Source organism: Lentzea sp. (assembly GCF_036380075.1).
In the GTDB taxonomy this organism is placed as follows: domain Bacteria; phylum Actinomycetota; class Actinomycetes; order Mycobacteriales; family Pseudonocardiaceae; genus Lentzea.
This window is the reverse complement of record NZ_DASVFL010000142.1, coordinates 23,847-36,349: the sequence shown is the minus strand read 5'-3', so window position 1 is coordinate 36,349 and position 12,503 is coordinate 23,847. Positions and strand designations below refer to the sequence as shown.

The window sequence follows — 12,503 nt, the reverse complement described above, 5'->3', positions numbered from 1 at the left end:
CTCGGCGTCGACAAGGTCACCATGGACGGTCTCGCCGACCGCGCCGGGCTGGGCAAGGGCACGGTCTTCCGCCGCTTCCGGACCCGCGCGGGCATCTTCCTCGCGTTGTTCGACGAGGAGGAGAGGCGGTTCCAGGAACGGCTGCTCAGCGGGCCCGCGCCGCTCGGCCCCGGCGCGCCGGCGGCCGAGCGGCTGGTCGCGTTCGGACGGGCGCGGCTCGAGTTCCTGATGGAGCACACCGCACTGGCCCGCGCCGCGCTCGACCCCGGTCAGCCGGCGCCGATCGAACACAGCCCGTCGCTGTTCCACGTGCGGATGCTGCTGAGCGAGGCCGTGCCCGAGGCCGCCAGGAGCGGTGCGCTGGCGTTGCAGCTGGTCGCGGCGCTGGAAGGACCGGTGCTGCTCTACCTGCGGGCGCCGGAGACCACGACGCACCCCGGCACGGTCGTGAGCGACCTGGCCGCGAGCTGGGAAGACCTGATCGAGCGAGTCTGCGACTGAGTCCGCGACCGGGTTTGCGGGTACTCCCCCCGGCATGGCGACCTACACGCACACGGCGGAAGCCGACATCCCGGCCGACACGCTGTTCGGCTTCCTGGCCGACCCGACGAACCTGCCGCGCTACTTCCCGCAGATGACCGCGGCCGAGCCCGAGGGCGGTGAGCAGGTGCACGTCGAGGCCGAGGTGCACGGCCACCACGTCGAGGGCGAGGCCTGGGTGCGCCCGGACGAGGCGCGGCGCACGCTCGAATGGGGTGCCGAGGGCCCCGACGACTACCACGGCGAGCTCCAGGTCGAGGAGGTCGCGCCGGGCCGGTCGCGCATCACCGTCAGCCTGCACAGCGTGCGGGAAGCGTCGGGCGACGAGGTGCAGCGCGGGCTCGAGCAGACCGTCGCCGTGCTCACCCAGACCGCGGCCGCGGACGACCGCGCCACCGGCTGAGTCCCCGCGGACCGCCGGGGTGGGGCTGCCCCCACCCCGGTGACGCCGGTGCACCCCAGTGATCATCGCGGCCGGTCCCGGTTGACTGGCGCGCATGTCCACGCTGTCCCGACGCACCGCACTCCGCGGTGCCGCCTTGGCCGCCGGCGCCACCGCCGCGGCCGCCTCCTCTCCTCCCGCCACCGCGGAGTCGCGCGGGAAGGAAGTCCGCGACGCCTTCACGGTCCGCGACCACCGCGGCCGCCAGCGCCTGCTCGCCGACACCCGGCGTCCACCCGTGCTCCTCGGCGGCCGGGTGATCCCCGCCGAGGAGCGCCGCGGTCCGGAGAACGGCACCTACCTGATCTTCAACGACGAGAACGGCAACGAACGCGGGGGCGTCGTGGCCGGGGCGGCGCAGGCGAGCGTCTCGCTCGACTACGTCAACGCGCAGGCCATCACGCTCGGCGCGCAGTGGCAGGGACAGCACGGGGCGACGGCGTTGTTCTTCAAGCAGATGCCCGATCCCGCGCTGCCGGTCGAGCAGACCCCGCCCACGCCGACCAGGGTCGAGCTGGTGTGGTCGACCGCCGACGGCTCGGTGCTCGCGCTCAACGACTCGGCGGGCAGGCCGCGGATCGTGCTCTCGGTGGACGCCGGGGACGTGCCGAGCATCCGCGTGCTCGACGAGAACGGCGCCGTCGTGGGGTCGCTCGGCGGGTAGTGGTCAGAGGTCCGCGGCCGCGGCGCGGCGCGGCTCGCGGCGCAGGTCGTCGAGCCCCGCCTGGACGTCGTCGATGGCGAGCTGCTCGGCCGTCGCCGCGTCACCCGCCCGCAGGGCCCGCACGAGGGCGCGGTGCGAGGTGTAGCGCTCCAGGTTGCGCTCGTGGTTCGCGAGGACGCGTTCGAGCGTCCTGGTCCTGCGCTCCGCCCTGGTGAAGACCCTGGTCTGGTCGAGCAGCCTGACCAGGACGGCGTTGCCCGCGCAGTCGGCCACCGCGTCGTTGAAGCGCTGCATGACGTCGAGCAGGCCGTCGAGGTGCTTGGCGATGGGACGGTCGTCCGCGGCACGCCGCTGGATGACGATCAGCAGGTCGTCCGCCTCGTCCAGGACGGCGTCGAGGTGGTCGAGCTGGGCCGGGGTCGCGTGGCGGGCGGCGAACCGGGCGATGAGGCCGCGCAGCGCGATCTCCACCTCGGCGAGGTCCTCGACGGCGGTGGCGCCGATGTCGGCCACCACGACCGTGCGGGGGCCGATCCGCTTGATCAGGCCGTCCTGCTCCAGGCGGCGGATCGCCTCGCGGACCGGGGTCGGGCTCATCGACAGCCGCTCGGCGAGCCCCCGTTCGGTGATCTTCTCGCCGGGGGCGAGCTCCCCGGCGGTGATCGCGTCCTGGACCGACCGGTAGGCGCGTCCGGCCAGCGTCTCGCGGGGATCTTCGTCGGCCGTCACGACCACCGATCCTACGTCAGAGCGCGAAGCTATTGCTTGACCGTTTTGCTATAGCATCTTAGTGTGAGGGCGCCCACAAGCCAACGGAGGCTTCCGTGTCCACACTCGCCGCGCCCGCGGACCGGCGCACCACCCGGCGCATCACGTTCTACGTCGCGCTCGCCGTCTTCGCACAGGAAGCGACCTGGGACTTCTACGACTCCCAGGTGCCGCCGCTGCTGCGCGAGCACATCGCCAGCACCGCGGTCGTCGGCCTGCTCATGGGCATGGACAACCTGCTCGGCATCTTCGTCCAGCCGTGGATCGCGAACCGCTCGGACAACACGCGGACCCGGTGGGGGCGCCGGATCCCCTATCTCGCGGTGGGCATGCCGGTCGCGGCGGTGCTGTTCACGCTGATCCCGCTGGCGACCGCGCTGCCGGCGCTGATCGCGGTGATCTTCGTGTACGCGTTGGCGGGCAACACCTTCAAGCCGATCGCCCAGGCCCTGCTACCCGACTTCATCCCCCCGGACCGGCGTGGCAGGGCCAACGCGTTCGTCAAGATCGCCTCCGGGCTCACCGTGCTGGTGTCCGCACTGATCAGCGCGTTCCTGGTGGACGACCACCCGGCGCTGTCGTTCGCGGTCCCGTCCGCGCTCATGCTGGTCTGCACCGCGGTGCTCGTCTGGCGGGTGCGCGACAGCGAGTCGCGGGGCTACCGGGCCGCGCTCACCGAGGACCGGGGCGCCGCGGAGCCGGAGACGAGGCTGCGCGACGTGCTCCGGGACGTCGTCCGCGACCACGACCGCAGCAGGCTCCTCGTCGTCTGCACGGTCCTGCTGTTCGCCTGCGCCTGGTTCTCCTCCCGCGCCCTCTTCACGCCGTACGGCATGGAGACGCTCGGCCTGACCCGCGGCGAGGCCGGCTCGCTGACCTTCCCCAGCGGCATCGCGTTCCTGCTCGCCGCCTACCCCGCCGCGCTGCTCGCCGAACGGATCGGGCGCATCCGCACGATCACCATCGGCATGTCCGTCTTCGGCGTCTCGCTCGCCCTCGGCGCGCTCGCGCCGACTCCCGCCACCACCGTCGCCGCGTTCTGCGTCGGGGCCGTCGGCGCGGCCGGGTTCGTGATCAACGCCGCCGTGGTGCTGTGGAACCTCGCGCCGTCGTCCCGCGTGACCGGCGTCTACACGACGCTCTACACGGTCAGCTGGGCGGTCGGCGGGTTCGCCGGACCCGGCCTGGTCGGCGCGATGATCGACGTCACCGGCTGGCGCTACCTGCTCCTCGACGTCGCCCTGCTCTGCGCACTGGCCGTCGCGGTGGTGCTGCGCGTCGCCGTCCTCACCCGCCGCCACGCCACCTCGCTGCAGGAAACTCCGAAGGGACACCGCTCATGAAAGCCGTCCGCGTGCTGACGCCCACGGGCATGCTCGGCGCAGGGTTCGCGCAGTCCACAGTGGACCGCGGGCTCGAGCTCGGCGCCGACGTCATCTCCGTCGACGCCGGCTCGACCGACTCGGGCCCGCACTACCTGGGGTCGGGCACGGCCAAGACGACCGCCGCGGCCGTGAAGCGCGACCTGCGGATCCTGCTCAGGGCCTCGGCCCGGGCACGCATCCCGCTGGTCGTCGGCTCGTGCGGCACCAGCGGCACCGACTCGGGTGTCGAGTGGGTCGCGGGGATCGTCGACGAGGTCCTGCTGGAGGAGGACCTCGACCTGGCCGTCGCCACGATCTTCAGCGAGCAGGACCCGGGGTTCGTCGTCGAACGCCTGCGCGCGGGCGGCGTGCACCCGCTCCCACCGGCCGGCGAGCTCGACGAGGCCACTGTGGACAGTTGCACGCACGTCGTCGGCATGATGGGCCACGAACCGATCGAGGAAGCCCTGCGCGCGGGAGCCGACGTCGTGCTCGCGGGCCGTGCGACCGACACCGCCGTCGCGGCGGCGTTCCCGTTGATGCACGGCATGCCCGCGGGTCCGACGTGGCACGCGGCGAAGATCGTCGAATGCGGCGGTCAGTGCACGACGAACCCGCGCACGGGCGGGGTGCTCGCCACGATCGACCAGACCGGCTTCACCATCGAACCGCTCGACCCCGACGCCGCGTGCACGCCGATCTCCGTCGCGGCGCACATGCTCTACGAGACGGTGAACCCGTTCCGGATGCGCGAGCCCGCGGGTGAGCTCGACGTCACCGACGCCACCTACACCGCGCTCGACGACCGGCGCGTCCGCGTCGAGGGTTCCCGGTTCCACCCGGCCGACCAGCACACGGTCAAGCTGGAGGGCGCGCGGATCACCGGCTACGAGACCATGTCGTTCACCGCCATCCGCGACGAGCACATCCTCGCGAACATCGAGGCGTGGACGGAGTTCTTCGTCGAGGTCTTCACCGGCCGGGTCACGCAGACCCTCGGCCTCGACGGCACCCAGTACTCCTACGACCTGCGCCGCTACGGCTACGACGCGGTGCTGGGGAACCTCGACCCGTCGACCGCCCCGCCCCGCGAGGTCGGCGTGATGCTGCTGGTCCGCGCGGCGACGCAGGAGCTCGCGACGGCCGTGGCCAAGGTCGCGAACCCGCTGATGCTGCACCTGCCCACGCCGGACATGGCGTACCTGCCGAGCCTGGCGTTCGCGACCTCCCCCGCCGAGACCGAACGCGGCGCGGTCTACGAGTTCGTGCTCCAGCACGTCGTCGACACCCGCTCCCCCACCGAGATGTTCCGCATCGACCACCGGAAGGCGCCCACCCATGGCTGAGCCGACGTTCGCAGACCTCGCGCTGGAGGTCCGGTCGAAGAACGCCGGGCCGTTCTGGGTGACGATGGAGCTCTTCCTGCGCGACGAGGCCGGGTACGCGCTGGCCGCCGCACCGGAGATCATCAACGAGGAGGTGGTCGCCCGGCTGTACGCAGTACGGGCGCGGGACGTGCAGATCTTCCGGATCCCGGCGCTGAACGTCGTCAAGATCTCGTTCCCCCGGCCGGTGCCCCAGGCCGGGCTGCGCGACCGGGACGTGCACGCGGGCCAGCACCACGTGCCGCTGGCGGCACTGCCCGCCGTGCTTCCCGGTTAACGCGCTGCGGCGATCATCCGCTGGGCTCGCGGGAAGTCCCGCAGCTCGGCGGACAGCAGGTCGAGCGTCGGCCCCAGCACCCTGGCGGGCACGCTGCGCGCCACCAGCACGTCGCCCGTCCAGGCGAGGAACGACCGGAACAGCTCGTCGTCGTCCACGTACAGCGCCGTCGCGAGGAACTCGACGATGTGCTTGAGGTCCTCGGCGGTGTGCAGGCGCTGCTGGTCGTCGTAGGCCTTCATCGCCGGCACGCGCTCCTCCAGCGCCCGGTACACCGAGCGCACCAGGGTGGGCGTGTTGCGCGTGACCAGCGTGTACTCCTGGTCGACCAGGTGCGGGAGGTCGTCGATCGGCTGGTGCGGCGTGCCCGGTGCCGGCAGCCGCGACTCGACCAGCATGTCGGCGGCCTGGCGGGCGTCGGCGGCCCACGCGTTGGCGCCGAAGCGGCGCGCGTACTTGCCGCCCTCGCCGAACGCGGCACCGCCGACCATCACCGGCACGCCCGCGGCCTGGCAGGCCGTCATCGTGGCGTGCGCGACGGGCAGCCGCGTGGCGATCGAGCTCGACAGCGCCACCACGTCCGGGCCCGTGCGGTGCAGGTGGGTGATCAGGTGCGGGGTCGGGACCTGGGCACCGAGGTAGTCGACGCGGAACCCGCGCAACGACAGCACCTCGGCCAGCAGGCGGGCGGGCAGCGCGTGCCACTCGCCGTCGACGCACGCCACGGTCACGCGGCCGCGCGTCGGCGGTTCGTAGGGGCGGCTCACCGACAACGCCGACACGGCGCGGTCGTTGATCGCCGTGATCGCGTGCTCCTGGGCGACGCTGATCCGGTTCGCCGCCCATTCCGAGCCGACGCGGCGTTGCACGGCGCCGATGACGTCGAGCAGCGCGACCTCGTACCCGAGGTCCGCGGCGGCCTGGAGCACGGCGTCGGTGGCCCGGCGCTCGTCCCCGTCGAGCGCCGCCTCCCACAGGGCGTCCGCGGCGCCGGCCTCGGTGCGGACCGCTCCGGTGGCCGGTTGGAGGACCGTCTCCGGCACGGGGCTCACCTCCGGCGCGGCGCCGTGATCGCGACGACCGCCATGTCGTCGTGCGTGCCGTCGCCGATCCACTGCGAGGCCAGCATGTGCACGTGCTCGGCCAGCGCCTCGGCGGGCATGCCGCCGCACTCGCGCAGCGCGCGCAGCAGGCGTTCCTCGCCGAACTCCTCGTCGCCCAGCGGCCCGCCGACGGCCTCGGTGATGCCGTCGGTGTGCAGCAGGACCGAGTCGCCGGGGGCGAGCACGACCTCGTCGGAGGTGGTGATGATCTCGGGCAGGATGCCGACCAGCGTGCCGCGCGTCTTCGCGGCCTCGACCTCGCCGTTCGCCCGCACGACCAGGCCCGGCGGGTGCCCGCCCGAGGTGAGCCGCACGCGCAGGCCCCCGTCCACGGGCGTGACGGTCGCGACGACGACCGTGATGAACCGGGTGCGGTCGGACGTGAGCAGGGCCTGGTTGAGCGAGCGCAGCATCTGGTCGTGGTCGGCGACCACGGGCAGCAGGGCGTGCACCGTCGTGCGCACCCGGCCGGTCTGCACGGCCGCGTCGAGGCCCTTGCCGCACACGTCGCCGAGCACGACGAACAGCTCGCCGTTCTCACGTTCGTGCACGTCGTAGAAGTCGCCGCCGACCCGTTCGGTGTCCTGGGCGGCGCGGTAGCGGCCCGCCAGGTCGATGGCGCCGTAGCGGCGCAGCATCGGCGGAAGCAGGTCCCTGGTCAGGCGTTCGGTGATCGCGGCCTGCTGGGTGAACAGCCACGCCGCGGACATCGCGACACCGGCGCGGGAGGCGAACAGCCGCGCGAACGACTCCTCGTCCTCGGCGAACTGCTGGTCGCGGCGCATCAGGATCAGCGCGCCCGCGGGCACCCCGTGGCCGGGCAGCGGCGTGACGACGATCGACGTGACGCCGTGGGCGAGCCACTGCGGCGCGGCGGCCGGGTCGATCCAGCGCGACGGCACCGGCGGGAAGCCCTTGAGCGCCTCGCTGAGGCCCACGACCTCCTCGACGTCGATGCGCAGCAGCTCGTGCACCGGCTTCTCGCCGCTCACGCAGCGCGTGACGGCATGGCCCTCGGTGGTGCCGGGCGCGATCACGACGACCTCGTCCGCGAGGTGCGTTGCGGCCAGCTCGGCGACGACGCTCATGCACCGCTCGGGGTTGAGCGACGTCATCAGCGCGGTCGACATCCTGGTCAGCAGCTCGGCGCGGTGCCGCTGCAGCCGCAGGTCCGTGTCGTCCAGCAGCCACCAGGTGACCTCACCGCTGGCGTGGTCGACCCGGTGCGCGGCATAGCTGCGCTCCGAGATGAGCACGGACTCCCCGTGCTGCCACCTCGGTTCGACGTCTGCTGGCAACAACTCCTTCGCCGCGTCGTTCATGCTGTGGACGACCCCGGCGGCGTCGACGACGATGGCGGGGCACGGCGAACGCAGCCAGCTCTGCACTGCGACCATGTGCCCCATTGTTCCATCCGCACTGGATCAAGAACAATGTTTGGGAGGGCGTGGCGGCGGGTAATGGCCGTCAAGTCACCCTGAGATGTTGCGCCGTCGCGGTGGCGGAGTAGGTGTTCAGGCCGAATCTTCCGGCCGCGAAGGTGCTGTCGGTGACGTCGATGACCGTTGAGCTGCCTTGATCGAGCCAGACCTGGATGCGGGAGCCCGTCGCCCGCACCTTCAGGTGGTAGGTCCGCCCCGGCACGATCGGTGTGACGTACGTCGCTATATCGGCGCCGGGACGCCAGAGTTTCACCACACCGCTCGTGTCGATGTTCGCGGTGTAGCCCGCCCCGTCCGCGCCCGCCCGGAACGTCAGGCCGGCCGCGACCCCGTTCAGCACCGCCAGGTCGCCCTCGTAGACGAAGTCGGCCCCGGTGCGGTCACTGAGGTAGAACGCGTCGCCGGAGGCGTTGGCGCGCAACGACTCCGGCGTCGTCGTCCACGTTCCGGCGGTGGAGGTCCACGGTCCTGACGGGAACGAGTCGAAGCCTCCGGGCCCGGTGTTCAGGTTCTGCACGGTCGCGGTGCCGCGGAAGGCGTTCGCGCCGAACCGGCCGGACGCGTGGGCGGTGTCCGTGGCGTCGATGACGGGGGAAGTGCCGTGGTTGAGCCAGACCTGGATGCGCGACCCCGTCGTCTGCACCTTCAGGTGGTACGTGCGGCCCTTCACGATCGGTGTGGCGAACGTCGCGATGTCGCGGCCGGGCCGCCAGAGCTTCACGACCCCGGCGGCGTCGATGTTCGCGGTGTAGCCGACACCCTCGGGGGTCGCGCGGAACGTCAGACCCGCCGCCTGGGCCGTGTCGAGGCGCACGTCGCCCTGGTAGACGGCGTCCGCACCGGTCGTCGCACTGAGGTAGAACGCGTCGCCGGCCGTCTGGGCCTGCTTGCCGCCGGCGACGTCGGTCCACGCACCCGCCGGGGCGCTCCACGGTCCGGCGAGGTTGCTCTCCACAGTGGGCTGAGCGGTGCCCCAGCTGGTGCTGAGCCGGGTGAACCTGGCCTCCTTGAGCCGTACCTGGCCACCCGCGGCGAAGAGCCGGATGCCCTGGCTGACGGCGGCGGAGTCGAAGTTCACGTTGTCCGCCACCGAGAACACCCCGTCGCCGCCGAAGATCTCCAGCTGGCCGCGGTCGACGAGCAGCCGCACGCTGACCTCGTCGCCGGCTGCCTGGAACGGCTGCCCGTACAACGTGTGCGCGGCACGGTCGTAGACGACGGTGCGGTCGGCGGTCCCGTCGGATCGGCTGTGCAGCGCGAACCCGAACTGCTGGGCGGTCGCACCGCGCAGGTCGAACCGCGCGGTGATCTCGTAGGTGTCGGCCAGGATTCCGGCGAACGGGTTGTTCGTGCCGGTCACGGTGGTGTCGCGCCAGGTGCGGGTGTCGGCGCGCAGCGAGTCGAGCCCGGCCACCGGTGTCCGCGTCACCCTCGGCCCGTCCGGCGAGTCGACGAGGCCCAGCGACACGGGGAAGGTGGCGTTGCCGGTCCAGCTCCCGCCCCGGTTGCCGCCCTGCCAGGCCATCTGGACCACTCGGCCGTCCGGGGTGTTGTCGAACGACTCGGCGGCGTAGAACGAGCCGCCGGCGTAGGTGGTGCCGAGGTTCATCTTCTTCGGCTGCGGACGATCGGTGCGGAAGGTCCTGCCGTCGAACGTGCCGACGACGTACTCGCTGGTCGCCGAGGTGAGCACCCACTGCTGACCGCCGTTGAGCGGCAGCGCGTACAGGTCGGGGCACTCGAACAGCCAGTCGGCCGCGTACCGGCTGGCGAACGTCCACCTCAAGAGGTTCGGCGAGGTGTAGATGTCGACGCCGTTGCCGCCGGCGTTCGACCACACGACCATGACCCACTGGCGGCGCGCGGCGTCCCACACGACGTTGGGGTCGCGGCTGTCCTTCGGGATGTCGATCTGCTTGCGCCCCTGGTCGTACGCCTGGAACGTGCGCCCGTTGTCGTTGCTGTAGAAGATGCTGACGCCGTCGGTGTTCGAGTAGACGACGATGGGGTCGAGCGGGCCGGTCTTGAGCCCCGAGGCGTTGGTCCTGTCGACGACGCCGCCGCCGGAGAACAACGTGCCGGGGTGAACGCCGGGTTCGAGCGCGACCGGCTTCTGCGTCCAGTGCACCAGGTCGGGGCTCGTGGCGTGGCCCCAGTGCATCGTGTCCCACTCCAGGCCGTGCGGGTTGTGCTGGTAGAAGAAGTGGTAGAGGCCGTTGGCGAACACCAGCCCGTTGGGGTCGTTCATCCACCCCGACCGCGAGCTGAAGTGGAACTGGCCGCGGAACGGTTCCGCGTAGGTCGTCGCCGGATAGGGGAACTCCGGGTAGTCCGGCACGGTGCCCGCGCGGGCGGGACCGCCGGGTGCGAGCAGGGCCAGGGCGGTGACCAGCACGACCAGCACCGCGCGAGCTCGACGTCCCACGAGAACCTCCCGACAACGTTGTCGGGGCCCACCGTCCCGCAGATCCCACCTGAGACGTAGCCGCTCTCCGGGTGAGAGCGTTCCCATCCTTCACACGCCGAGGGTGACGTCCGACAGCGGCGCGCTGGTGCAGGTGCGGACCCGGCCGCCGGGTTCCCGTTGGGTGACCTCGCCGGCGCGGAGCTTCACGACGCAGTCGCCGCAGCTGCCGACCGTGCACGAGTACGGCAGGGGCAGTCCGGCCGCGAGCCCGGCGTCGAGCAGCGTCTGGCCCGGTTCGACGACCGCCTCGCCCACGGGGTGCCCATCGCTTTCGACGAGCATCCGTTGCGGCGTGGTGGACGCCGTCGCGACCGGCGCGGTGGTGTAGCGCTCGGTGTGGACGCGGTCCTCCCGGAGGCCGAGCTCGTCGAGCGCCTGGCGGGCGGCGTCCATGAGCGGTTCCGGGCCGCAGAGGTAGAAGCGCGCTCCGGTGAGGTCCTGGGCCCACTGCCGGATCCCGGCGGCGTCGAGCCGACCGTCGCGCGAGGTCAGCACGTGCGTGACCGACAGCCTTTCGGGGTGCTGCCTCTCCAGGCGCGCGAGCTCGGCCCCGAAGATGGTCTCCTCGACGCTGCGGTTGCTGTAGAGCAGGGCGACGCGGTGGTCCGCCGGTCCGGCGAGCAGCGTGCGGATCATGCTCATCATCGGCGTGACACCGCTGCCCGCCGCGACCATCGCCACGTCGCCTCCGGGTTCGAGGTGGAACGAGCCGGACGGGCCGCGCACCGACACCCGGTCGCCCACCGCGAGCGAGTGGACGTGGGCGGAGAACCGGCCGACCTGCTTGACCGTCACCTCGAGCTGCCGCGACCCCGGCGCCGACGACGCGGAGTAGGGCCTGCGCAGGTCGTCGCTCACCAGCGTGAAGAACTGGCCGGGCCGGAAGTCGAACGGGTCGCCGTCCTCCAGCACCAGCGTGACGGCGCTCGGCGTCTCGCGGCGCACCTCGGCCACGCGCACCTCCCGCAGCGGCTCCTCGCGGGTCAGGCGGGGGGCGGTGGTGAGCTCGTAGCCCTCCTTGCGCAGGCCGGAGCGGTAGGCGACGTCCATGACCGCCCGCAGCCACCTCGACGGGACCCGTTTCCCCACCTTCGCGAGGAGTCCGGGGAGTCCCTTCTTCGGGAGGTTCGCGGCGAGGTGCTGCCCCGCCAACGCCATCAGGTCCGGCACGTCGGCGGGTGCCGCGGTCCACAGCCGGGACCGCGCGACCGCGTCGCTGGTGGTCAGCTCGGCGGCTTCGACGTCCACCACGATCGCCGCGTGCGGCGGGATTCCGCGCAACGACAACGGTTCCAGCACCGCCGGATCGACGGTGATGACCGCCCTGCCGCGCACGTGCAGGACACCGGTGCGGCCGGGCACGAGCGCGGCCAGCGAGAGCCGGTCGTCCCGCACGAGGTTGTGCAGCGAGTCGGTGCGCTTGTTGCCCTTGCGGTCCGCGATCACGAGCGTGCGGTCGTCGAGGACCCGCGCGACCTGCCGCCGGTCGCCGCGCGGACTGGTGTCGCTGCCGCCCTCGGAGTCCCAGGTGGACAGAGCGAGGAACGGTGCGGTGGCGAGGAAGTCCGCGATCCCCGGCTGGGCGAGCGGCCCGTCACCGGCGACCGGCGGCGCGGGCGGGGCGGGCGCGGGTGGCTGCCACAGCCCGGACCGCAGCACGGCCTGGGCGCAGTGGACGTACACCTCCCCGACCTCGAAGGCGTGCCGCCGCACGACCCCGTTGACCCGCAACGTCTCCCCCACGCCCGGCAGCAGGAACACCAGCGACGCCGGACCCTCGGCGTCCTCGTCCATCTCGAACGCGATCCGCGTCGGCGTCCGCACCCGCGCGAAGCCCGGCTTGCCGCCGACGAACGTCGTCCTGCTCGTGCCGCGCGCGTCCCGGTAGCCGAAGCCCGCGACCGGGCTGCGCGCCAGTAGCTCGACACACCCGGCGTCGAGCGCGGCGAGCTGCTTCAGCATGATCATCGACGCGGGCCTGCCGACGACCTCCTCGACGCGCTCAGCGGTGGTCAGCGTGTTGTTTTCCCAGCTCATGACACTATTATGAG

General features: G+C 72.3%; 11 protein-coding genes. 6 read left to right on the top strand and 5 right to left on the bottom strand.

The window, feature by feature from the left end; translation table 11 throughout:
* The 3 genes from VF330_RS17230 to VF330_RS17220 all read left to right on the top strand — a co-directional run.
* Window positions 1–501: TetR/AcrR family transcriptional regulator (locus VF330_RS17230; protein ID WP_330852622.1), on the top strand; the 501-nt coding region annotated here is incomplete at its 5' end.
* 34 nt (window positions 502–535) lie between these two features.
* Window positions 536–943 carry an SRPBCC family protein gene (locus VF330_RS17225; RefSeq protein ID WP_330852621.1) on the top strand — a complete coding sequence of 136 codons (408 nt, stop codon included), beginning with the start codon at window positions 536–538 and terminating at the stop codon, window positions 941–943.
* Window positions 944–1,037: 94 nt separating this feature from the next.
* Window positions 1,038–1,646 (top strand): hypothetical protein, encoded by a 609-nt coding sequence (locus tag VF330_RS17220; protein WP_330852620.1) that lies wholly within the window; start codon window positions 1,038–1,040, stop codon window positions 1,644–1,646.
* A gap of 3 nt (window positions 1,647–1,649) precedes the next feature.
* Here the strand turns inward: VF330_RS17220 and VF330_RS17215 are convergent, their stop codons facing one another.
* The gene (locus VF330_RS17215) at window positions 1,650–2,375 is read right to left on the bottom strand and encodes a GntR family transcriptional regulator (RefSeq protein ID WP_330852619.1); all 726 of its coding nucleotides are present in this window, start codon (window positions 2,373–2,375) and stop codon (window positions 1,650–1,652) included.
* A 95-nt stretch (window positions 2,376–2,470) separates the two neighbouring features.
* Here VF330_RS17215 and VF330_RS17210 point away from each other — a divergent pair, with 95 nt between their 5' ends.
* Genes VF330_RS17210 through VF330_RS17200 form a run of 3 tightly spaced genes read left to right on the top strand, consistent with a single transcriptional unit; the run spans window position 2,471 to window position 5,440 of the window.
* On the top strand, window positions 2,471–3,757 hold the full coding sequence (locus VF330_RS17210; protein WP_330852618.1) for an MFS transporter: 1,287 nt from the start codon (window positions 2,471–2,473) through the stop codon (window positions 3,755–3,757).
* The gene (locus VF330_RS17205; protein ID WP_330852617.1) at window positions 3,754–5,124 is read left to right on the top strand and encodes an acyclic terpene utilization AtuA family protein; all 1,371 of its coding nucleotides are present in this window, start codon (window positions 3,754–3,756) and stop codon (window positions 5,122–5,124) included. Before VF330_RS17210 ends, VF330_RS17205 begins: the two co-directional genes overlap by 4 nt.
* Window positions 5,117–5,440 carry a DUF4387 domain-containing protein gene (locus VF330_RS17200; protein ID WP_330852616.1) on the top strand — a complete coding sequence of 108 codons (324 nt, stop codon included), beginning with the start codon at window positions 5,117–5,119 and terminating at the stop codon, window positions 5,438–5,440. The genes VF330_RS17205 and VF330_RS17200 overlap by 8 nt, the downstream gene beginning before the upstream one ends.
* Here VF330_RS17200 and VF330_RS17195 read toward each other — a convergent pair.
* From VF330_RS17195 to VF330_RS17180, 4 genes are all read right to left on the bottom strand, one after another.
* Complete coding sequence (locus VF330_RS17195; RefSeq protein WP_330852615.1) at window positions 5,437–6,483, bottom strand: cobalamin B12-binding domain-containing protein; 1,047 nt, start codon at window positions 6,481–6,483, stop codon at window positions 5,437–5,439. The genes VF330_RS17200 and VF330_RS17195 overlap by 4 nt on opposite strands.
* A 5-nt stretch (window positions 6,484–6,488) precedes the next feature.
* A complete protein-coding gene (locus VF330_RS17190; RefSeq protein ID WP_330852614.1) occupies window positions 6,489–7,940 on the bottom strand; it encodes a GAF domain-containing SpoIIE family protein phosphatase in 1,452 nt (483 codons plus the stop codon).
* Between the two features lie 70 nt (window positions 7,941–8,010).
* Window positions 8,011–10,410, bottom strand: a complete 2,400-nt coding sequence (locus tag VF330_RS17185) for a glycoside hydrolase family 32 protein (protein ID WP_330852613.1) — start codon at window positions 10,408–10,410, stop codon at window positions 8,011–8,013.
* Between the two features lie 90 nt (window positions 10,411–10,500).
* Window positions 10,501–12,489 (bottom strand): 2Fe-2S iron-sulfur cluster-binding protein, encoded by a 1,989-nt coding sequence (locus VF330_RS17180; protein WP_330852612.1) that lies wholly within the window; start codon window positions 12,487–12,489, stop codon window positions 10,501–10,503.
* Window positions 12,490–12,503 lie beyond the last annotated feature (14 nt).